This window comes from Gallaecimonas sp. GXIMD4217 (assembly GCF_038087665.1).
In the GTDB taxonomy this organism is placed as follows: Bacteria; Pseudomonadota; Gammaproteobacteria; order Enterobacterales; family Gallaecimonadaceae; genus Gallaecimonas.
On the sequence record NZ_CP149925.1, the window covers coordinates 2,658,386 to 2,678,144 of the forward strand.

Annotated in this window: 21 protein-coding genes; 13 read left to right on the forward strand and 8 right to left on the reverse strand. The window is 62.3% G+C overall.

All coding sequences use genetic code 11. The features are described from left to right. The first annotated feature begins 7 nt into the window (after positions 1-7). Both WDB71_RS12925 and ppa read left to right on the forward strand, forming a co-directional pair. Positions 8-979: a class 1 fructose-bisphosphatase gene (locus WDB71_RS12925; RefSeq protein ID WP_341502003.1), complete on the forward strand. Its 972-nt coding sequence runs from the start codon at positions 8-10 to the stop codon at positions 977-979. A 99-nt stretch (positions 980-1,078) separates the two neighbouring features. Beyond that, positions 1,079-1,606 carry an inorganic diphosphatase gene (ppa, locus tag WDB71_RS12930; RefSeq protein ID WP_341502004.1) on the forward strand — a complete coding sequence of 176 codons (528 nt, stop codon included), beginning with the start codon at positions 1,079-1,081 and terminating at the stop codon, positions 1,604-1,606. Here the strand turns inward: ppa and WDB71_RS12935 are convergent. Next, positions 1,597-1,917 carry a hypothetical protein gene (locus WDB71_RS12935; RefSeq protein WP_341502005.1) on the reverse strand — a complete coding sequence of 107 codons (321 nt, stop codon included), beginning with the start codon at positions 1,915-1,917 and terminating at the stop codon, positions 1,597-1,599. The two genes, ppa and WDB71_RS12935, sit on opposite strands and share 10 nt — an antisense overlap. 823 nt (positions 1,918-2,740) lie before the next feature. Here WDB71_RS12935 and WDB71_RS12940 point away from each other — a divergent pair. The 6 genes from WDB71_RS12940 to WDB71_RS12965 all read left to right on the forward strand — a co-directional run bounded on the left by WDB71_RS12940 (position 2,741) and on the right by WDB71_RS12965 (position 7,821). After that, positions 2,741-3,493 carry a DUF5677 domain-containing protein gene (locus WDB71_RS12940; RefSeq protein WP_341502006.1) on the forward strand — a complete coding sequence of 251 codons (753 nt, stop codon included), beginning with the start codon at positions 2,741-2,743 and terminating at the stop codon, positions 3,491-3,493. Positions 3,494-3,580: 87 nt separating this feature from the next. Next, complete coding sequence (locus tag WDB71_RS12945; RefSeq protein WP_341502007.1) at positions 3,581-4,330, forward strand: DUF6602 domain-containing protein; 750 nt, start codon at positions 3,581-3,583, stop codon at positions 4,328-4,330. Positions 4,331-4,866: 536 nt separating this feature from the next. Continuing rightward, entirely contained in the window at positions 4,867-5,202 is a 336-nt protein-coding gene (locus tag WDB71_RS12950) for a hypothetical protein (protein ID WP_341502008.1), read from the forward strand. 846 nt (positions 5,203-6,048) lie between these two features. Further along, on the forward strand, positions 6,049-6,435 hold the full coding sequence (locus WDB71_RS12955) for an MAPEG family protein (protein ID WP_341502009.1): 387 nt from the start codon (positions 6,049-6,051) through the stop codon (positions 6,433-6,435). Positions 6,436-6,584: 149 nt separating this feature from the next. Then, complete coding sequence (locus WDB71_RS12960) at positions 6,585-7,343, forward strand: transporter substrate-binding domain-containing protein (RefSeq protein WP_341502010.1); 759 nt, start codon at positions 6,585-6,587, stop codon at positions 7,341-7,343. A 40-nt stretch (positions 7,344-7,383) separates the two neighbouring features. Then, on the forward strand, positions 7,384-7,821 hold the full coding sequence (locus tag WDB71_RS12965) for an NUDIX domain-containing protein (protein WP_341502011.1): 438 nt from the start codon (positions 7,384-7,386) through the stop codon (positions 7,819-7,821). Here the strand turns inward: WDB71_RS12965 and WDB71_RS12970 are convergent. The 3 genes from WDB71_RS12970 to WDB71_RS12980 form a co-directional block, all read right to left on the reverse strand. Then, positions 7,812-8,054 (reverse strand): DUF2798 domain-containing protein, encoded by a 243-nt coding sequence (locus tag WDB71_RS12970; protein ID WP_341502012.1) that lies wholly within the window; start codon positions 8,052-8,054, stop codon positions 7,812-7,814. The genes WDB71_RS12965 and WDB71_RS12970 overlap by 10 nt on opposite strands. A gap of 131 nt (positions 8,055-8,185) precedes the next feature. After that, positions 8,186-9,034 carry a hypothetical protein gene (locus tag WDB71_RS12975; RefSeq protein ID WP_341502013.1) on the reverse strand — a complete coding sequence of 283 codons (849 nt, stop codon included), beginning with the start codon at positions 9,032-9,034 and terminating at the stop codon, positions 8,186-8,188. Positions 9,035-9,059: 25 nt separating this feature from the next. Next, positions 9,060-10,115 (reverse strand): GGDEF domain-containing protein, encoded by a 1,056-nt coding sequence (locus tag WDB71_RS12980; protein WP_341502014.1) that lies wholly within the window; start codon positions 10,113-10,115, stop codon positions 9,060-9,062. 159 nt (positions 10,116-10,274) lie between these two features. Here WDB71_RS12980 and WDB71_RS12985 point away from each other — a divergent pair, with 159 nt between their 5' ends. Further along, complete coding sequence (locus tag WDB71_RS12985) at positions 10,275-10,739, forward strand: hypothetical protein (RefSeq protein WP_341502015.1); 465 nt, start codon at positions 10,275-10,277, stop codon at positions 10,737-10,739. A 25-nt stretch (positions 10,740-10,764) separates the two neighbouring features. On the opposite strand, the gene WDB71_RS12990 is transcribed toward WDB71_RS12985, so the two are convergent. After that, positions 10,765-11,010: a DUF2164 domain-containing protein gene (locus WDB71_RS12990; RefSeq protein WP_341502016.1), complete on the reverse strand. Its 246-nt coding sequence runs from the start codon at positions 11,008-11,010 to the stop codon at positions 10,765-10,767. A gap of 181 nt (positions 11,011-11,191) precedes the next feature. Between WDB71_RS12990 and ahpC the strand changes: the two genes are divergently transcribed. Together ahpC and ahpF are read left to right on the forward strand one after the other, a co-directional pair. Continuing rightward, a complete protein-coding gene (ahpC, locus tag WDB71_RS12995; RefSeq protein ID WP_341502017.1) occupies positions 11,192-11,758 on the forward strand; it encodes an alkyl hydroperoxide reductase subunit C in 567 nt (188 codons plus the stop codon). Positions 11,759-11,813: 55 nt separating this feature from the next. Further along, positions 11,814-13,361, forward strand: coding sequence for an alkyl hydroperoxide reductase subunit F (gene ahpF, locus WDB71_RS13000; RefSeq protein ID WP_341502018.1), 1,548 nt, complete (start codon positions 11,814-11,816; stop codon positions 13,359-13,361). 57 nt (positions 13,362-13,418) lie between these two features. Here the strand turns inward: ahpF and yfaE are convergent, their stop codons facing one another. From yfaE to WDB71_RS13015, 3 genes are all read right to left on the reverse strand, one after another. Continuing rightward, entirely contained in the window at positions 13,419-13,694 is a 276-nt protein-coding gene (gene yfaE, locus WDB71_RS13005; protein WP_341502019.1) for a class I ribonucleotide reductase maintenance protein YfaE, read from the reverse strand. 109 nt (positions 13,695-13,803) lie between these two features. Beyond that, positions 13,804-15,564 (reverse strand): aminopeptidase P family protein, encoded by a 1,761-nt coding sequence (locus WDB71_RS13010; protein ID WP_341502020.1) that lies wholly within the window; start codon positions 15,562-15,564, stop codon positions 13,804-13,806. 9 nt (positions 15,565-15,573) lie between these two features. Then, positions 15,574-17,859, reverse strand: a complete 2,286-nt coding sequence (locus tag WDB71_RS13015) for a zinc-dependent metalloprotease (RefSeq protein WP_341502021.1) — start codon at positions 17,857-17,859, stop codon at positions 15,574-15,576. Positions 17,860-17,994: 135 nt separating this feature from the next. Here WDB71_RS13015 and WDB71_RS13020 point away from each other — a divergent pair, with 135 nt between their 5' ends. Both WDB71_RS13020 and WDB71_RS13025 read left to right on the forward strand, forming a co-directional pair. Next, positions 17,995-19,176: an MFS transporter gene (locus WDB71_RS13020; RefSeq protein WP_341502022.1), complete on the forward strand. Its 1,182-nt coding sequence runs from the start codon at positions 17,995-17,997 to the stop codon at positions 19,174-19,176. After that, positions 19,176-19,733 (forward strand): YtfJ family protein, encoded by a 558-nt coding sequence (locus WDB71_RS13025; RefSeq protein ID WP_341502023.1) that lies wholly within the window; start codon positions 19,176-19,178, stop codon positions 19,731-19,733. The genes WDB71_RS13020 and WDB71_RS13025 overlap by 1 nt, the downstream gene beginning before the upstream one ends. Positions 19,734-19,759: the final 26 nt, after the last annotated feature.

Consider the following 19,759-nt stretch of genomic DNA (forward strand, 5'->3'; position numbering starts at 1 on the left):
GACACAGATGCAACGACTGGTCCCCACCCTGCGTAACGACGGCGTCGATGCCGACCTGATCCACCTGATCAACACCCTGGGCGCCGCCTGCAAGGAGATCTCCTTCCGCCTGCACCAGGGCGCCCTGGCCGGCATCCTGGGCTCCACCCTGGACGAGAACATCCAGGGCGAGGTGCAGAAGAAGCTGGACGTGGTGTCCAACCAGCTGCTCAAGGACATGCTGCTGGAATGCGGCCTGGTCAAGGCCCTGGCCTCGGAAGAAGAAGAGGACGTGGTGCTGGGCGACGAAGACGGCCAGTTCCTGGTGGCCTTCGACCCCCTGGACGGCTCCTCCAACATCGACATCAACGCCATGGTGGGCACCATCTTCTCCATCTACCGCCATGAAGGCGAAGTGATAGGCGAGGCCGACTTCCTCAAGCCCGGCCGCGAGCAGGTGGCCGCCGGCTACGTCATCTACGGCCCCTCCTCGGTGATGGTGCTGACCACGGGCAACGGCGTGAAGATGTTCACCCTGGATCAGACCATCGGCGAGTACATGCTTACCAACGGCGATGTGCGCATCGGCGAAGACACCAGGGAATTCGCCATCAACATGTCCAACCAGCGCCACTGGGCCCAGCCCATGCAGGACTACATCGCCGACCTGCTGGCCGGCAAGGAAGGCCCCCGCGGCAAGAACTTCAACATGCGCTGGGTGGCGGCCATGGTCGCCGACGTGCACCGCATCCTCTGCCGCGGCGGCCTGTTCACCTACCCCTGGGACCAGCGCGAGCCCCAGAAGGCCGGCAAGCTGCGCCTGATGTACGAGGGCAACCCCATGGCCCTGCTCATCGAGCAGGCCGGCGGCATGGCCAGCACCGGCCTGGAGCCCATCCTCGACATCCAGCCCCACGACATCCACCAGCGGGTACCCGTGGTGCTGGGCTCCAAGAACGAAGTGGCCACTTGCGTCGAGTATCACCAAAAGGCCCGGTAAAGGCGCCGAACGGGCCGGACACACGTCTGGCCTGTGGCCGCCATCTGGCTATAATAGGCGGTCTTGAAACCCGTCATTTGTGAATTGTAAGGACAGACCATGAGCCTGAACGACGTCCCCGCCGGCAAGAACATCCCGGACGAAATCAACGTCATCATCGAGATCCCGGCCAACGCCAGCCCGATCAAGTACGAAGTGGACAAGGACAGCGGCGCCATCTTCGTCGATCGCTTCATGGCCACCCCCATGTTCTACCCCTGCAACTACGGCTACGTGAACAACACCCTGAGCCTGGACGGCGACCCGGTCGACGTGCTGGTCCCCACCCCCTACCCGCTGATCCCCGGCGCCGTGATCCGCTGCCGTCCGGTGGGCGTGCTGAAGATGACCGACGAATCCGGTGAAGACGCCAAGGTCGTGGCCGTGCCGGTTTCCAAGCTCACCAAGATCTACGACGACGTCAACGACGTGCAGGATCTGCCGGAGCTGCTGAAGAACCAGATCACCCACTTCTTCGAGCGCTACAAGGAGCTGGAGCCGGGCAAGTGGGTCAAGGTTGAAGGCTGGGGCGACGCCGCCGAGGCCAAGGCCGAGATCGTCAGCTCCTTCGAGCGTGCTCAGAAGTAAGCTTTGTTGAACTGGCGCTGCGCCAGATCTGAAAAACCCGCCATCTGGCGGGGTGAGGCTCGAAACGAAAGCACTGCTTTCGTGCAGCCGAACGCGACAAATCTGTCGGGAACAGATTTGAACATCGGTGCAAAGCGACGATGGCCCAAAGGGTGAAGACCAAGGAAGGTCTGAGTATCCCCAGGATGGCCGAGCCGGAAGGTACTGCCAAGGAGGGCATCACCTCTAAGTCCGGCAAATGCTGATTCCCAAAGGGGCATATCCGTGGATATGCCCCTTTTCATGCCCTGATGACGGAAGTTCACGGACATGGGTAACACTTTCCTTGTACCTTTCACATACTCCTAGTTAATCATGGAGCTGGGTTCTTCGAGGTTCCCCTGCGGGACCCCACTATTGAGGAGCCAACCTTGTAGGGTGGGTTAGCGAAGCGTAACCCACCGAATACCCAAAGACGTCACCTGATAGGCCTGAGCTGCCAACCATCCATGGCAGTTCCTTCCGGCCGGTACATCCTGTGTACCGGCGTTCGGCTGCATGGAAGTAACGCTTCCATTTCGAGCCTCACCCTTCGGCTCCCCTCGCCTTCTTTCGCTTGCCGCCGTACGTCACTGACGCGGTTCCCTCCGCGCAATGACTCCCTCGGCAGCCCTGCCTCAGGCCGGCTCGCGCTCATCGCAGCTCGGCACTCTCAACGGGCGATCCTGGCCGCTTCGCGACCATCAGCTGTTGGTTGCATTCAAACAGTCAGCAACATAATCTGGAGCTAATTCAGGGAAGATTTCGGGGCGGCAGGCTCAGATTAAGTATGGATACAAACACCCCTCAAAACTGTATCTCCACACAGCATATCTGCTATCGGCTCCCAAATCGTGCGCGCTATCTCCCCAAAACAGGCGCGGCTATCTCGTTCACCTTTGTAAAAGATGCTTTTGATCAAGGGACTAAGACCTGCTCGGAGTTCCGGATATCGCGCATGGGCTGGGATAAAAACGCGCCTGCGCGTTTTTATCCTGGTGAAATCCTTGGTAAAAAAGTCTTTAGTTTTCGGCATGATGCGGAACCTAAGGAAAAGGTCTTACCAAAGGATAACGCGCATGCGCACAATACAGCGTTATGTTTCAGGGAAAGTTTATGCCTAATTCCGAACTAAGCTCGAATGTTGAGGCCTCCAAGAATCGGCTAAAAGTAAGCTTGGCGAAGGCTCAAGAGCTGTCTGCCTCAAGGGGCGGAGAAATATCAGATCATAGCGTTGATTTTCTTTTGTCAGCTATATTCGTAAGAATTTGTACGACAGCAAGAACAATTTCAATGATGGCTCCTAAAGATAATTCTATCGAGTCTATCTGGGATTATGCGTCTTTGGGAACGTTGTTGAGAAATATAATGGATGCTCTAAATAGCTTCTTGTATTTAGCCGACCGATCACTTTCAAAGGAAGATAAAGATTGCCGTTTTTGGTTGTTTTCTCTACATGATGCAGTGACAAGACAAAAGGTTTTTGAGTTCAGGGGGTCTCAAAAAGAGGCTGAAGACTGCAAAAACAGAGCAGAAGAGATGCGTGATCTGTTGCGGAACAATGCTACGTTCTTGGCCTTAGATGATAAGAAGCAGAAACACTATCTAAAAGCGACTGATGCATTCCTTCTAAGTAAAGAGCAAATAATTGAAGCCAATGGTGGCAGTCGTGAAGATTTTCTTGGGCTATACAAGTTTTTATCGGCAAATTCCCATAGTTATCCTATGGGATTCTTTAAGATGAGTGAGCAGGAATTTGGTAAAGGCGTTCACTCTGCGATAGAAGAAAGCTATACAGACATGATCTTGAATCTTACCTCTAGTCACTTAGATTCAGCATGCATAGCCTATGAGAACTACCTGCAATGAAACATAACAAACGCAAGCACTCGGAACAATTTTCCGCTGCGCTTCAAATTGTCCAGTGTTACGGGCGTTATGCCTCACGGAGAGAATGTGGAAGAAAGTAGATACTACCGTCACATACTTAATAAAATTACCGCTGCAAAAAAAGCGGCTGATGATATGGCTTCAGATATTGATCATCCTGGGATAGAGGGCGATTTACGCGAGCTAGCTCTAAAAGAATGTATCGAGCCATTTCTGACACATAGCTTTAATGTCGGTACAGGAAAAGTCATTGATACCTATCAAAAGTTGTCAGATCAAATAGATGCTGTTATTTATCATACTAAGCTTGTTCCACCAATCTTCTTTAGCAAAGAGTTAGGCTTATATCCCGTTGAAAGTGTTCGCTATGTATTCGAGGTAAAGTCAAAGCTTAACTCTACACAAATTAAAGATTCTCTAAAGAAATTTGAGTCTATTAGAGCATTAAAGTCTTTTCCAAGGCAGCAGAAAGATGGCTCTATTACCCACGGAGGTCTACCGGCAAATGTGCTTTTCGCCTTCGGCAGTGATATATCTGGCTCAGAGATAGATAGGTTTCTAAAGTACGATACATATGAATACCCTGCAACGGTTGCGTTAGTGGTGTTAGGCAAAGGGTATTGGTTTTACCACTCGTCTGAGAAAAAGTGGTTTGGCACAGATACCTCAGAAAAAAATGACTTCTCAGAATTTGTATTCTTTATGACAGGGTTTATGAACACGCTATCTCAGGAAGAAAGCACTATGAGGGGGTTCAGCCCTGGAGGTTACGTAAATCTAATTATCACAGCTATGCCAGTCGAGAAAAAGGCATAACAAGGCAATGGTTCGGAATTTTAAAAGCTCCGGCTTCGCCTCCACTTTTAAAATCCGCACATTGCGGCGTTAGATTGAAGGAGAAGTCTTTATGTCCATTACAGCAAGTGTAGGGTGCAATAACCGAAGGACATTGCGCCAGATTTAATGGCCGCGCAGCGGCCAGGTTTGGTCCCCTTTGAGGGCGCTGAGGTGGAGCGAGTGTGAGCTGGCCCGAGGCGGGGTGAGGCTAGAAGAGGGAGCATTGCTTCCACGCAGCCGAATGCCGGTACACGGGATGTACCGGCCGGAAGGAACTTCCATGGATGGGTGACGACTCAGGCTTACCGGATTACGGATGATGGGTCGGTGGGTTACGCTTCGCTACCCCACCCTACAAAGGCGTCCCGTCAAAAGTCACGCCCGCCGCAGGCGAACCTCGAAGAAAGCCGCTAGAAGCCGCAAAGCCGTCCAAAAACAGCCACTAAACTCAATAAACCAAGGCAGGGGCCTGCCACCTAAGCAATTCCTCGCTCCCAAGACCAACGAGCGCAAAGATGACTGACTACTTCTGGTTCTCCACCCTGATCGCCGCCAACGCCCTGTTGCTGGTGGTGCTGGCCATCAACGTGTCGCGGCTGCGGATCCGCCACGGGGTGTCCTACGGCGACGGCGGCAACAAACCAAACGGATACTCCCGCCACCAAGCCGGGGCCGATACTCATCACCATCACGGCTCTGCTGTTAATCCTCAATATATTCCTGGCCATGTCATTTGCCGGACTGAAGGGAATGAATGGTGCATACGGTATCGGCTATATCACCGGCAGAGTGCTGGTTGCGCCCTTTATCGTCATCGCGCTGTTCCAAATCGGCAAAGGCTTCAGGAATAGCCGCTCGCGCACCAAGATCTTCCTGTGGACCTCTGTTGTCATAACGCTTTCACTGTTGGGCAACATCGGCTCTGCCGTGCAGGGTCACATGTAACTTGTAAGGCGCAATATCCGCAGGGCATTGCGCCGGATTTTATGGCCGCGCAGCGGCCAAGTCTGGTCCCCTTATGAGCAGCCGAGGTGGGTGAGCCTCGAAACAAAGAGCACTGCTCTTTGTGCTGGCGAACGCGAGCCCTCGGATGGGCGAGCAGGAATGAACCGCCATGGATGGGCTGACAACTCATGCTTACCAGGTGACTACCGTGGACAATTGGTGGGTTACGCTTCGCTAACCCACCCTACATTACTGGCGAACGCGAGCCCTCGGATGGGCGAGCAGGAATGAACCGCCATGGATGGCTGACAACTCATGCTTACCAGGTGACTACCGTGGATAATGGTGGGTTACGCTTCGCTAACCCACCCTACATTACTGGCGAACGCGAGCCCTCGGATGGGCGAGTAGGAATGAGCCGCCATGGATGGCTGACAACTCATGCTTACCAGGTGACTACCGTGGACAATTGGTGGGTTACGCTTCGCTAACCCACCCTACATTACTGGCGAACGCGAGCCCTCGGATGGGCGAGCAGGAATGAACCGCCATGGATGGCTGACAACTCATGCTTACCAGGTGACTACCGTTGATAATGGTGGGTTACGCTTCGCTAACCCACCCTGCAAGGTTGGCCCGTCAAAAGCCACGCCCGCCGCAGGCGAACCTCGAAGAAAGCCACTCATCGCGACAAAGCCGTCCAAAAACAGCCGCTAAACTAAAAACTCCCTCCTTCCCCATGGAGCACCGCCATGCCCGACTACTTCTGGTTCTCCCTCCTGGTCGCCGCCAATGGCCTGCTGCTGGTGGTGCTGGCGCTGAACGTATCCCTGCTCAGGATCAAGCACGGGGTCTCCTACGGTTACGGCGGCAACAAGAAGCTGCGGGCGGCCATCCGCACCCACAGCAACGGCGCCGAGCATGTGCCCGTGTACGGCCTCTTGATCCTGGCACTGACATTCCTTGGCGCCTCCAATGCCCTGCTGGCGGTGCTGGTGATCGGCTTTACCCTGGCCAGGGTTTCCCATGCCGCCGGCATGCTCTGGCGCATCTTCCCGGCGCGGCGGCTGGGCGCGGGCTTTACCTATATCTTCCAGGCCGTTGCCGTGGCCTCCATCCTGGCCCGGCTGGTTTTCTGAGCAAGGCCCGCCTTTCACCGCCGACACCACTCACAAAGCCGGGAAGGCTAAACTTTTAAAGGAGCTGGTTTTCAGGCCTGGCTGCGGCGATTGCGGACTTCCAGCACCCATGCCGATTGCCGCAGCAACAGCGGTACGGGAGTTCTGTCATGAAGTCCTTCGCAAAGTGTCGGTACCTCCTGGCCTGGCTGCTGCTGTTCAACGCTTCCCCTGTCCAAAGCGATACCGTCACCGTCAGCACCTTCGACTGGTGCCCCTATATCTGCCCCGAAAGTGCGGCATACCCCGGGCTGCTGGTGGAATACACCAGGGCCATCTTCGAACGGGCCGGTTACGAGGTCGCCTTCATCCCCTACCCCTGGTCCAGGGCCATCCGTCATACCGCCACCGGGGACGCCGACGCCCTGCTGGCGCCGGCCAGGAACGAGACCCCGGACTTCATCTTTCCCGACACGGCCATAGGCGCCCAGCGCTTCTGCTTCTTCACCCGGGCCGATGATCCCTGGCGCTACCGGGAACCGGACTCCGTGGCCGGCAGGATCATCCTCTATCCACTGGACGCCCTGCCCGAGGTGCTGGCCCCCCATCGGGACAAGGCCCGCTTCCAGGGCAAGGCCTACGGGAAAGACTACCTGGGCCAGTCCGTCAAGATGCTCGAGTCCGGCCATATCGACACCACCCTGATGACCTACTACTCGATGGTTTATTTCCTTAACGGGCAGGGCCTGTCGGAGCACATCGGCTCGGCCGGCTGTGTCAGCCGCCAGGCGCTTTATCTTGCCTTCAGCCCGGCCCCGGAAAAGGCGGACAGGGTCGCCATCCTGATCGCCGCTTTTGAAGACGCCATAGGGCAACTCAGGAAGGAAGGGTATTTCGAGAAACTGCTGAAGAAATACCAGCTGCAGTAATGGCGGGGGCCGCCAGCCGTTGACAATGGAGGCCGAATTTATGCCTAGAGAGGCCGTCGTTGCCGTCATCGTCCACCAGGGCAAGGTGCTGGTGATCAAACGCGCCAAGGGCCTGCCGGGTGGCGGCCATTGGACGCCACCGGCCGGCAGGGTCGAGCCCGGCGAGGCTCAGGCCGCCGCCCTGGTGAGGGAGGTGTGGGAGGAACTGGGCCTGACCGTGCGGCCGCTCCGGCGGATCTGGCAATGCATGGCCGACGGTGCGGACTACCAATTGCACTGGTGGCTGGCCGATTACCTTTGCGGCACCCTGCATCTGGCCGGTGACGAGGTGGCCGAAGCCAGGTGGATCCGCCCCGAGTCCTTCGCCGAGCTGAACCCCAGCTTCCCCAAGGGGCGGTTCTTCTTCGATAAGGTGCTGCCGCGCCTGCCTGAGTGGCAACTTCAAGGCGAGGCCGACACTAGCAGCAATCAGCGCTGAGCGCCGCTTCCCCCCGACAGCAGCCACTGGCTCAGGCGCTGGATGGCCGGCCCCAAGGTAAAGGAGATCACGAAGGCGGCCGGCCAGGCGTTGATGAAGGCGTGGGCCCAGCGGGCCGGGAAATCCGGCACCCAGCCCAGGTTGAGCCAGCTGACCCAGCCGCTCATCAGCAACGACAGGGTCAGGGACATCAGCACCCCGAACAGCAGGCGGAACTTGAAGGCGGCGCTCATGGTTGCACCTGTTGGGGAGCTGCGGCGTTGATTAAGCTGGCCTGGCGGCAGAGGTACATGGCGGTTTCCCGGTGAGACATCAATGGCGTTAGGGTAACGTCAAAGGGCCTTGATACCCAAAGCGCCAGAGCTCAGAACTGGCTATAGACAGCCACATCCGCCATGGCCGCCTTGAGGCGGGCCATCTCGGCCAGCACCTGTGGCCCCTGCCTGTCGAGGCCCTCCAGCCTGTAGGCCTGGACCAGGTTGTCAGGCTCCTTGTCCAGCACCTCGGCAAGTACCAGCGCCAGGGCCAGGGCCTTTTCCGGCTGGTAGTGGTTGCCCAGATCCGGATCCGTGCGCACCATCAACTGGGCCATGAGGCCGGCTATGGCCCCCTGGCGTATGGCCAGCTCGCTGTAATAGAGCGACCTGGCCCCCAGCTCCTCCACCTCGGTGTTGCTCGGTGTGGTGGCCCTGTCGGTCAGCCTGTTGAGATATTGGCTGGCCAGGGTCCACTGGGCCCGGGCATCCCCCCGCTCGGCAGCGAAGGCCATCAGCTCCGTCACGGCTTCGGCGTCAGAGACCAGGCCGGCCATGGCCTGGCAGAAGGCCACGGCCTCGTCGAAGTGACGCCGCTCCCAGCCGAAACCGGCCGCCCCGGTGAAGTCACCGCCTTGCATGAAGTCCAGGCTGCAGCGCGAGGCCGCCTCCGCCAGCAGGTAGGCCTCCCCGGCGCTGAGGGCGCCCCGCGGCCTGGCCTGAAGCTGCCACAACAGCGCCATGTCCCACTGGAAGCGGGGCAGCCGCTCGATCGGCTTCTTGTCGGTTGTGCCTGTCCTGGCCTGTGCCGCCGTGGCTGGCGACTCCCGGTATTCGGGAGCCGTTGCCGGGACGGCTGGCGCAGGCTCACCAGCCGGAGACTCGCCGGGCTTCATCAGCGACAGGCCGGCGGCGATCACGGCCGCCAGTACCAGCAACAGGGCCAAGCTTCTGGTCATATGGTTATCCCTATCGGCACCGCTTTTATCCCAGCTCCCGGGCCGGCAACCCGGCCATGGCCCCGGCCACCGACACCCGGTTTCGGCCCAGATCCTTGGCGGCATAAAGGCTGGCATCGGCCTGGCCATACAGGTCCAGGAAGCTGTCGCCCTGGGCCGGGTATTCGGCGACGCCGATGCTGACGGTCACCCTCAGCTGCTCCTGTGTCGCCACCAGTTGCTGCTGTGCCACCTGGCTGCGCAGCCGCTCGGCGATGGCACTGGCCCTGTGGCGGTCCGTGTCCGCCAGCAGGATACAGAACTCCTCGCCGCCAAGGCGAAAGGCGTGGTCGCCCTGGCGCACGCTGCGGCCTATCACCTCGCCCAGGGCCGCCAGCAGCTGATCGCCCACCTGATGGCCATGACGGTCGTTGATGCCCTTGAAGTGATCCACGTCCACCAGCAGCAGGCTCAGGGGCTGCTCCGGCCTGGCCCGGGCGGCCATGCCGGCAAAAATATCGTCCAGGTGCAGCCTGTTGTTGAGCCCGGTCAGGGGATCCCGGGCCGCCAGCAGCCCCAGCTCCCGAACCATCTGCTCTCGCCGCGACTCATAGACATGGGCCATGGCCCAGAGCACCGACAGGCTGAGGCTGAAGTTGGCCAGGGCGCTGGCCTTCAGGGCGGGATCCTGCTGGTAGAGCCTGTACACCAGTATGCCCATGCCAGCCAGCAGGTAGAGGGCGGTCAGGGCCAGCCCCATCCGCCGCCCCAGCAGCAGGTAGGACATCACCGGGAACACGTAGAGCCACATGAACAGGCCGGAGCGAAAGGGGGCATAGAGCACGCCGACACAGACCACCAGCGAAAAGGAGGCCAGGAACAGGAAGGACCACATGTCCAGGTTCTGGATCCGCCGCAGCGACAGCAGCAAGCCGGAAGAGAACAGCACCAGCACGAATTCCATCATCGCATAGGTCACATGGCCGGCCCTGAAATTGGTGACGGTGAACAGGGCGCCGGACAGGGTCACGAAGATCAGCATGGCGCGCAGCACCTGGCGCCTGTGGTCATTGGCCTGGGGCGGTGATATCGATTCGACCATGGCGCCAAATCCCTCTGGTTGCAGTTGTTGCAAATTACCTGAAATAACCCATCCTTGCACAGCAAAGGCTAACACAGGTGCAGAAAAACGCTCCTTGGCCAGGGCACGCCATTTCCGGTAGGCTGGCGGCTCTCAAAAAGGCCCATCAAGGACGAGCCCATGTTTAGAGCCCTCATCGCGCTGCTGGCTGCCACCAGTGCCCAGGCCGAACTCCACACCCCCAGCTGCGCCGGCCGGGGCTATCCCGCCGCCTACCCGTCGGACGAGATAGTCGACACCTTGAAGGCCGGCATGAAGCAGCTGGCCGGTTCGCCCCTGCATCAGGCCATAGCCGATGGCGGTGGCGAGGATACGGTGGCTTACATCAATTTCCTTTCCGAGGGTTTCTGCCGGGCCGGCTACGACTACTGGGCCACCTTCGAGCTGGTCTACCGGGATCAGCAGTACGGCGAGGAGATCCCCCATCCCGACAGCGGCGAGTTCATCGAGTCCCACCTCTGGTATCCCCTGCACGGCATCTTCATGCCGGCCTTCTTCGCCGCGACCAGGGCCGAATTCCGCCAGGAGCTGCGCCAGAAGGGCTGGCTGAGCGAGGATTTCTACTTTCTCAGCGAACTGGAATAACAAGGCCCGCGCTGCGCGGGCCTGGCTAGCCGGTGGGCTGCTCCAGCTCGTAGAAGACCTCGGTGACCGACTCCAGCCGCTGGGCCAGGGCGGCCTGGGCGTCGAACAGGCCCTGGTTGTAGAAGTGGGCGCCCATTTCCCGGGCAAAGAAATCCAGCAGGAACTCGGCGTCGAAGTCGCCAATCTCCTGGTCCAGCTCGTCCTCAAAATAGCGTTGCAACTTCTTGACCAGGGCCTGCTTCTGTTCGGCGGAAAAGGTTATCTCTGCCATGTTCCCATCTCCTTGTCATCGGCTCGGCAGGAGGGCGCATCATAGCAGGCCACCGGCAGCAGTTTTAATCAATCCCATTTTCCGATAGCAACAATCAGAAATAGCAATTTTATTCGATTAACCATCCCGGCCTATGATGCTCCCCGTCGAAAGCAAACACCCATTGAACAAGGAGCAACAGATGTCCAGCTATATCAACCAAAGCGTTAAACCCTTCAAGGCCAAGGCCTTTCACCAGGGCGACTTTATCGACGTCACCGAGGCGGATCTCAAGGGCAAGTGGTCCGTGCTGTTCTTCTACCCGGCCGACTTCACCTTCGTCTGCCCCACCGAGCTGGGCGATCTGGCCGACCACCATGACGAGTTCCAGCAGCTGGGCGTGGCGATCTACGCCGTGTCCACCGACACCCACTTCACCCACAAGGCCTGGCACGACAGCTCAGACACCATCAACAAGATCCGCTACCCGATGATAGGCGACCCGACCGGCACCCTGACCCGCAACTTCGACGTGATGATCGAGGAAGAAGGCATCGCCGAGCGCGGCACCTTCGTCATCGACCCCGAAGGCCGCATCCAGATCGTCGAGATCAACGCCGGCGGCATCGGCCGCGACGCCAAGGAGCTGCTGCGCAAGATCAAGGCCGCCCAGTACGTGGCCGCCCACCCGGGCGAGGTCTGCCCCGCCAAGTGGCAGCAGGGCGACGCCACCCTGGCCCCCTCCCTGGATCTGGTCGGCAAGATCTAAGACCCCCTGGCCCGCCGTGGCGGGCCTGCTTTTTTCACAATCACGGGACGGACCTATGCTGGACAACAACCTCAAGCAGCAACTGAGCGGCTACCTGCAGCACATCAAGACCCCCATCGACCTCAGCCTGTCCGGTGACGACGGCGCCAAATCCCGGGAGCTGGCCGCCCTGGCCGAGGAAATAGCCGCCCTGTCCGGCGATATCGATGTCATCGAAGGCAACGATGGGCGCAGCCCCAGCCTGGGCATCGCCCCCAGGGGCCAGGCGCCGCGCATTCATTTCGCCGGCATTCCCCTGGGCCACGAATTCACCTCATTGGTGCTGGCGCTGCTGCAAAGCGGCGGCCACCCGGCCAAGGCCGAGCCGGAGCTTATCGAGCAGATCCAGCAGCTTGAGGGCCAGTACCGATTCGAAACCTATGTGTCGCTGTCCTGCCAGAACTGCCCCGAGGTGGTCCAGGCCCTGAACCTGATGGCGACCCTCAACCCCAACATCAGCCACGTGATGATCGACGGCGCCCTGTTCCAGGACGAGGTGGCCGAGCGCCAGATCATGGCCGTTCCCGCCGTCTACCTGAACGGCGAGCATTTCGGCCAGGGCCGCATGAGCCTGGCCGAGATCGTCGCCAGGCTGGACAGCGGCGCCGCCGAGCGTAAGGCGGCCGAGCTGGCCGAGAAGGCCCCCTACGACGTGCTGGTGGTGGGCGGCGGCCCGGCCGGCGCCGCCGCCGCCATCTACGCCGCCCGCAAGGGGATCCGCACCGCCGTGGTGGCCGAGCGCTTCGGCGGCCAGGTGGCCGACACCGTCGGTATCGAGAACTTCATCTCGGTGCCCCACACCGAAGGCCCCAGGCTGGTGGCCAGCCTGGAGCAGCATGTGAAGGACTACCAGGTGGAGATCCACAGCGGCCAGCGCGCCGCCGCCCTCCGCCGTGGTGAGCTGCTCGAGGTGGAGCTGGCAAGCGGCGCCACCCTGTCGGCCAAGTCGGTGATCCTGGCCACCGGCGCCCGCTGGCGGGAGCTGGGCGTACCCGGCGAGGCCGAGTACCGCACCAGGGGCGTGGCCTACTGCCCCCACTGCGACGGGCCCTTCTTCAAGGGCAAGCAGGTGGCGGTGATCGGCGGCGGCAACTCCGGCATAGAGGCGGCCATCGACCTGGCCGGTATCGTCGAGCATGTGACGGTGCTGGAGTTCGCCGACGAGCTACGCGCCGACCAGGTGCTGGTGCAAAAGGCCCAATCCCTGGCCAACGTCACCCTCATCACCAACGCCCAGACCACCGAGGTGGTTGGCGACGGCGCCAAGGTCACCGGCCTTCGCTACCTGGACCGCCAAAGCGGCGAGGAAAAGGCCCTGGCCCTTGCCGGCATCTTCGTGCAGATAGGCCTGGTGCCCAACACCAACTGGCTCAGGGAGAGCCAGGTGGAGCTGAGCCCCCGCGGCGAGATCCTTGTCGACGCCAGGGGCGCCACCAGCATGGCGGGGGTCTTCGCCGCCGGCGACGCCACCACCACGCCCTACAAGCAGATCATCATCGCCATGGGCAGTGGCGCCACCGCCGCCCTGGGTGCCTTCGACCGGCTGATCCGCTCGGGGGATTAAGGGCTCAGACGGCAAAAAGGCGACCTTGGGGTCGCCTCCTTATTGCCGTGGTCGGCATTATCTCTTCAGGTAATCGGCTTCCAGCTCGACGATGGCGCTATTGGCCACGGTGCAGCAGGTCAGGCAATCGCCCTCGGCCACGTAGGCGATGGGGCTTTCCAGGTAGCGCACCTCGCCGCTGACCAGCTTCATGCGGCAGGCACCGCAGAACCCAGCCCGGCACTGGTATTCCACGTTCAGGCCGTGCAGCAGCAGCTGGTCCAGTATGGGGGTATCGGGGGCGGCGGGAATGATGTGGTCGCCCACCACCAGGGCGCGCTTTTGCTCTGACATCTCGGGCTCTGAATCCAAACCGGCCCCAGACTATAGCAGCCTCCTTGGGGCGGCAAAAGCAAAGCCGGGCCCGGGCCCGGCTTTGTTCCAGGGCATGGCAATCCTGCCCCTACAGCGGCGCGCAGGCCGCCTTCAGCCAGTCCCGGCCGTGGCCATCCAGGTGCGGGGCTATCCGCTCCCAGACCCCCTGGTGGTAGTGGTTCAGCCAGGCCTTCTCGTCCGCAGTGAGCTTATCTGCGTCGATCAGGCGGCGGTCTATGGGCACCCAGGTCAGGGCCTTGAAGCCGTACACGGGCCTGTCGCCACGGGCCTCAAGCTCCACCACTTCCACCAGGTTCTCCTGGCGCATGCCGAAGGCGCCGGCCCGGTAGTAGCCCGGCTCGTTGGAGAGCACCATGCCGGGCAGCAGCGGGAAGTTGTTGGCGCTCTTGCCGATGCGCTGGGGCCCTTCGTGGACCGACAGGCACTGGCCGACACCGTGGCCGGTGCCGTGGTCGTAGTCATGGCCCTGGGCCCAGAGCGGCGCCCGGGCCAGGATGTCCAGCTGATGGCCACAGGTGCCCTTGACGAAGCGGGCCCGATCCAGGGCGATATGGCCCTTGAGCACCAAGGTGAAGAAGCCCTTCACCTCCTCGCCGGGATTGCCGATGGCGACGGTGCGGGTCACGTCCGTGGTGCCCATCAGGTACTGGCCACCGGAGTCCACCAGGTAGACGGAATCGGGCTCCAGCAGGGCCGGCTCGCCGTTGCGGTGGTTGTAGTGAGGCAGGGCCGCGTTGGCGCCGGCGGCGGAAATGGTGTCGAAGCTGGGCTCCAGGTAGGCGTCCTGCTGCAGCCGGTAGCATTCCAGCTGTTCGGCCAGCACCGCCTCGTTGTGGAGCCGGCCTTCGGCCATTTCGTCGTCCAGCCAGCACAGGAACTGGCACACCGCCACGCCGTCGCGCAGGTGCGCCTCGCGCATGCCGGCCAGCTCCACCTCGTTCTTGCAGGCCTTGGCCATCAGGCAGGGATCCTGGCCCTTGACCACCCTGGCGCCGCTGTAGGCCAGGGTGTTGACCAGCCGGGCCGGGGTCAGGGCCATGTCCACCAGCACCTTGCGGCCCTTGAGGTCGGCCAGGGCCGCCTCCAGCTCCTCCAGGGTACGGACGTTGACGCCTGTGCCGAGGGCTAGGTCGGAGGGCAGCCGCGCCCGGTCGACGAACAGCTCCAGGCTGCCGTCCTTGTACAGCAGGGCCCGGCTCAGCATCACCGGCAGCCTGGGCACGTCCCGGCCACGCAGGTTGCAAAGCCAGTTCACAGAGTCCGGCTGGGCGATCAGCGCCACCTCGATGCCGGCGGGCAATTCCCTGGACAGGCGCTGGCGCTTGGCCTCGCAACTGGCGCCGGTGAACTGCTCGGCCAGGACGAAACCGGCCTGGTCGGGGCCGGCGGGCCTTTGCAACCAGATCAGATCCACCAGATCGTCCCGGCAGTCCTCCAGCTCCACGCCGGCGTTGTCGGCGGCGGACTTGATGGCCTCGAACTGGTCGGCACTGAAGCAGTAGCCGTTCAGGCCCAGCTTGGTGCCGGCCCTGAGGGTGGCGATAAAGTCGGTGAGCGGATCCTCATGGCTGTGGTGCAGATCGAACTGGGCCAGATCCACCTGGCTGCGCACCTGTACCTGGTAGCGGCCGTCCACCCAGATATGGGCCTCGTTGGCCAGGATCAGGGCACTGCCGGCACTGCCGGTGAAGCCGGTCAGGAAGGCCAGCCGCTCGTTGGCGGCCGGCAGATACTCGTTGAGGTATTCATCCTCGTGGGGCAGGAGCCAGCCGTCGAGCTGACGGGCCTTTAGCTGTGCTCTGAGGGCACTTAATGATTCGATAGACATGCGGCTTCCTTATATGGGCGATCCGGGCGGTATGGCTGGCGCCTTGGGCAGCTGCAGCGCATCCGGATCGGCAAGTAGCAGGTTAATGAGTTTAGCGGCCTCCCGCTGCTGGCGCGGCCAGTCTTCGCCGCCCTTGCGCCTTTGCAGCCAGCCGGCCAGGTCGGCCAGGCGGCTGCGCAGCTGGGCCGATACAGGTGCCGACAGCCTGTTGTCCTTGACCCGCTCCGCCAGCAGCCACAGGCCCTGCCAGGCCGCGGCCTGTTGGCCCATGGAGCCGGCGTCCCGGCGCCAGCGGCTGAGCACCAGGGTATCCAGCACCCTGCCAAGCCCGGGTTGGTCGCCGTCGGTCATGGCCTGCTGGTAGAGGCGCTCCAGCCTGGGCGCGGCCAGGGCCGGCTCCAGCACCAGCCTGGACGCCACCTCGGCGGCCAGGTAGGGGTCGAAGACGACACCGGTGCGGCTGTCCAGCCATTCGGCGCTGCGCCAGCCGTCCTGGGCCTCGGGCGGCACCGCCCCTAGCAGGCTGCTCGGCAGGGCCAGCACCTGGTCCTCCAGCAGGCCGCTCAGCACCGCCAGGGCCTGGTGCTGGCGCTGGGCCGGTATCGGCCTGGCGCCGGTGGCACCTTCACCCTGGCGGGCATAAGCATAGTCCATGCCGCCGAGCTGACGGGCCACGGCCTCGGCCTGGAAGCGGTGCAGCAGGTACAGCGGCACCAGGCGCCGCTGCCATTCGGCGGTGCTGGCGCCCCTGGGTACGCCATGCTCGGCGAAGCGCGCCAGCGCCAGGGCCCTGGCCTCGAGCAGGCTGTCCAGGCTGGCGAAGACGTCGTCGCCGAAGTCCCAGAGGTGGGCATCGCCATGGCTGGCGGCAAAGCCCCTGGCCCCTTCGTCGGAGATATAGGGCAGGTCCTGGTGCTGGAGGCGGTTCTGCCCGGGCTCGGCGCCATAGGCGTGCCTGACCACATAGAGATCCCAGTCCCCCAGGCCGACGCCGTAGGCATTGGCCAGGTCGATGCGCCCCTCCTGGACACGCACCTTGGGATGGGGGTAATCCATCACCGAGCCGTTGCCCCGGGTGGAGGCGGCGAAGTTGTGCTGGAAGCCCAGGGTATGGCCCACCTCGTGGGCGGCCAGCTGGCGCAGCCTGGCCAGGGCCATCTGCTTGGCCTCTTCATGGCGGTCGGCGCCCAGCAGGGCCTCGGCGATGCGCATGTCCTGGCGTACCCTGAGCGAGCCCAGGGTCACGTGGCCCTTGATGATCTCGCCGGTACGCGGATCCGGGATGAAGGCGCCGTAGGACCAGCCCCGGGTGGCCCTGTGCACCCACTGGATGACGTTGTAGCGCACGTCCATGGGGTCGGCGTCCTCGGGCAGCAGCTCGACCTGGAAGCCGCCCGGGTAACCGGCGGCCTCGAAGGCCTTGGACCACCAGCGGGCGCCGTCCAGCAGCGCCGAGCGCACCGGCTCTGGGGTGCCGGGATCCAGGTAATAGGTGATGGGCCTGTCCTTGCCCAGGCGGTGGCGAACCTGCAGCGCCTTGTTGATGGGCTCATCCAGGCTGGCGGCATAGTCCTGGTATGCCACGGCGAAGGCCCCGCTCCTGGGGTGATAGGCCATGGGCTCATAGCCCGGTTCGGGCAGGGCGATAAGGGACAGCCGCTGCACCAGGGTCACATGGCCGTCATCAGGCGCCACCCAGCGCAGGGGCTGGCCCTTGGCCTCACCGGTGAAGGTGAGCAGGGCCTGCAGCTCGGTGTTGCGGGGAAAGCTCTTCAGGCTGGCCCAGTCCGGGGCGCTGAGGGCCTGGCTGAGCTGGTAGCTGCCCTGGCCGGTGGCGGCCAGGCGTGCGGCGATGCCGTGGCGATCGCTCAGTACCAGCTGCGACACGTCCAGGTAGCGGCCGTCCACCAGCTCGCCGCCGAACAGCACCGAGCGGGCAAAGGCCTGCTCCACGGCCCGGCGCTCGGCACTGCTGCCGCCCTCGGCCCGAAAGGCCAGGTTGTCCTGCAGCAGCAGGGCCTTGCCGCCCTGGCGCACGAAGCGCACCTGCCGCGCCTCGGAAACCTGGCCCCTGTCCAGGCCCACCTCGTTGGCACCCAGGCCCCAGGGCAGGCTGACATGGAGCAGGAAGGGCTGGTCGAAACGGTCGATGTCCAGCCAGATCCTGCCCTGCTGCTCGTCCAAGTAGAGGTCGAAGAAACCGTCCCTGTGGGGGAGTTGGCGGATGTCCGCCTGGCTTACCGCCTGGGCCGTGGTAGCCAGGCAGAGGGCGAGCCAAAACCAGAAGCCTCTCATGGCCCCTCCTTGTTTTGTATACAGTATTCCGGTTCTACGCCCGGGCGTGAACGACTGCAACAGCGACATGGTGAATGGCCTGCCATCTGCGGCCGAACACTGGCACAATGCCGGCACATTCAAAGGAGTATGCCCATGGACAACAAAGCCCCGCAACGGATGCTGCTGCTGATGGCCTTCATGATGCCGCTGACCTTCTCGGTCTGGCAGGCGCTGCTCAACAACTTCGCCATAGAGGCGGCGGACTTCACCGGCAAGGAGATCGGCATGCTGCAGAGCCTGCGGGAGGTGCCCGGCTTCCTGGCCTTCACCGCCGTGTTCCTGCTGGGCTTTGTACGCGAACAGCGCTTCGCGCTCTTTTCCCTGGCGCTGCTGGCCCTGGGCGTGGGCCTGACCGGCGAGTTCCCCACCGTGCTTGGCCTCTACCTCACCACAGTGCTGATGTCGGTAGGCTTCCACTACTTCGAGACCGTCAACCAGTCACTGACCCTGCAGTGGCTGCCCAAGGAAGAAAGCGCCCACTTCATGGGCAAGGCCCTGGCGGTGAAGGCGGCGGCAGCGCTGCTGGCCTACGGCGGCATCTGGCTGCTGATGGGCCAGCTGGGCCTCAATTACCGGCAGCTGTACTGGCTGGCGGCGGCCATCGGCCTGGGGATGGTGCTGTACATGAGCCTGCGCTTTCCCCTCTTTCCCCAGCCGGTGGCGCAGAACAAGGGCATGGTGCTCAGGAAGCGCTACTGGCTCTATTACGCCCTGACCTTCCTGTCCGGGGCCAGGCGGCAGATCTTCATGGTCTTCGCCGGCTTCATGATGGTGGAGAAATTCGGCTACTCGGTGGCCGACATCAGCCTGCTGTACTTGGTCAACCACGTCTTCAACCTGCTGCTTGCGGCCCGCATCGGCAAGCTGATCGGCCGCATCGGCGAACGCCGGGCCCTGACCATAGAGTACATCGGGCTGATCGGGGTCTTCGCCGGCTACGCCCTGGTGGAGGACGGCCGCCTGGCCGCCGGCCTCTATGTGGTAGACCACCTGTTCTTCGCCATGGCCATCGCCATCAAGACCTATTTCCAGAAAATAGGCGACCAGGCCGACATGGCCGGCACCGCCGGGGTCAGCTTCACCATCAACCACATCGCCGCCGTGGTGATCCCGGCCCTGCTGGGCCTGGTCTGGCTCAGCGATCCGTCCCTGGTGTTCTACGTCGGCTGCGGCTTCGCCTGCTGTTCGCTGCTGCTGGCCCGGCTGGTGCCGGCCGCGCCGGCGCCGGGCCAGGAGGTGGCCCTGCCCCTGTTGAAAGAAAAGGAAGCAACCTGATGAAGTACGCCTTGCTGCTGGCGCTGGTCAGCGCCCCCCTCTTGGCCCATGACATCGAGCTTGGCCAGCCCCTGCCCGCCGTCACCGTCACCGACGGCGGCGCCCTGGTGCTGGAGGGCGACAAGCTCAGCACCCGCCCCTTCCAGAGCAGCGAGCTCACCGGCAAGGTGCGGCTGCTGCAGCACTTCGCCGGCCGCGCCAGCGCCAAGGCCATCAACGAGCCGATGATCGACGCCATCAAGGCCGCCGCCCTGCCCGCCGAGCATTACCAGACGGTGACGGTGATCAACGTCGACGACGCCCTCTGGGGCACCAGTGGCATGGTCCGCGGCAAGGCCGAGGATTCCAAGCAGGAATTCCCCCACAGCGAGATCGTGCTGGACGAGGAAGGGGTGGTGAAGGCCGGCTGGGCGCTGGCGCCCAAGAGCTCCGCCATACTGGTGCTGGACGCCGCCGGCAAGGTTCGCTTCGTCAAGGACGGCCAGCTCAGCGACCAGGAAGTGACCCAGGTGCTGGCGCTGCTCGGCCAGCTCATCAACGAAAAACGCCAGGGCTGAGCCTGGCGTTTGCTGTCGTGACGTCG

Bases quoted from the DNA above. Each gene is read 5' to 3' on its own strand.
- WDB71_RS12925 (WP_341502003.1), top strand. From the start codon at position 8: ATGCAACGACTGGTCCCCACCCTGCGTAACGACGGCGTCGATGCCGAC.
- ppa (WP_341502004.1), top strand. From the start codon at position 1,079: ATGAGCCTGAACGACGTCCCCGCCGGCAAGAACATCCCGGACGAAATC.
- WDB71_RS12935 (WP_341502005.1), bottom strand. From the start codon at position 1,917: ATGTCCGTGAACTTCCGTCATCAGGGCATGAAAAGGGGCATATCCACG.
- WDB71_RS12940 (WP_341502006.1), top strand. From the start codon at position 2,741: ATGCCTAATTCCGAACTAAGCTCGAATGTTGAGGCCTCCAAGAATCGG.
- WDB71_RS12950 (WP_341502008.1), top strand. From the start codon at position 4,867: ATGACTGACTACTTCTGGTTCTCCACCCTGATCGCCGCCAACGCCCTG.
- WDB71_RS12955 (WP_341502009.1), top strand. From the start codon at position 6,049: ATGCCCGACTACTTCTGGTTCTCCCTCCTGGTCGCCGCCAATGGCCTG.
- WDB71_RS12960 (WP_341502010.1), top strand. From the start codon at position 6,585: ATGAAGTCCTTCGCAAAGTGTCGGTACCTCCTGGCCTGGCTGCTGCTG.
- WDB71_RS12965 (WP_341502011.1), top strand. From the start codon at position 7,384: ATGCCTAGAGAGGCCGTCGTTGCCGTCATCGTCCACCAGGGCAAGGTG.
- WDB71_RS12970 (WP_341502012.1), bottom strand. From the start codon at position 8,054: ATGAGCGCCGCCTTCAAGTTCCGCCTGCTGTTCGGGGTGCTGATGTCC.
- WDB71_RS12975 (WP_341502013.1), bottom strand. From the start codon at position 9,034: ATGACCAGAAGCTTGGCCCTGTTGCTGGTACTGGCGGCCGTGATCGCC.
- WDB71_RS12980 (WP_341502014.1), bottom strand. From the start codon at position 10,115: ATGGTCGAATCGATATCACCGCCCCAGGCCAATGACCACAGGCGCCAG.
- WDB71_RS12985 (WP_341502015.1), top strand. From the start codon at position 10,275: ATGTTTAGAGCCCTCATCGCGCTGCTGGCTGCCACCAGTGCCCAGGCC.
- WDB71_RS12990 (WP_341502016.1), bottom strand. From the start codon at position 11,010: ATGGCAGAGATAACCTTTTCCGCCGAACAGAAGCAGGCCCTGGTCAAG.
- ahpC (WP_341502017.1), top strand. From the start codon at position 11,192: ATGTCCAGCTATATCAACCAAAGCGTTAAACCCTTCAAGGCCAAGGCC.
- ahpF (WP_341502018.1), top strand. From the start codon at position 11,814: ATGCTGGACAACAACCTCAAGCAGCAACTGAGCGGCTACCTGCAGCAC.
- yfaE (WP_341502019.1), bottom strand. From the start codon at position 13,694: ATGTCAGAGCAAAAGCGCGCCCTGGTGGTGGGCGACCACATCATTCCC.
- WDB71_RS13010 (WP_341502020.1), bottom strand. From the start codon at position 15,564: ATGTCTATCGAATCATTAAGTGCCCTCAGAGCACAGCTAAAGGCCCGT.
- WDB71_RS13015 (WP_341502021.1), bottom strand. From the start codon at position 17,859: ATGAGAGGCTTCTGGTTTTGGCTCGCCCTCTGCCTGGCTACCACGGCC.
- WDB71_RS13020 (WP_341502022.1), top strand. From the start codon at position 17,995: ATGGACAACAAAGCCCCGCAACGGATGCTGCTGCTGATGGCCTTCATG.
- WDB71_RS13025 (WP_341502023.1), top strand. From the start codon at position 19,176: ATGAAGTACGCCTTGCTGCTGGCGCTGGTCAGCGCCCCCCTCTTGGCC.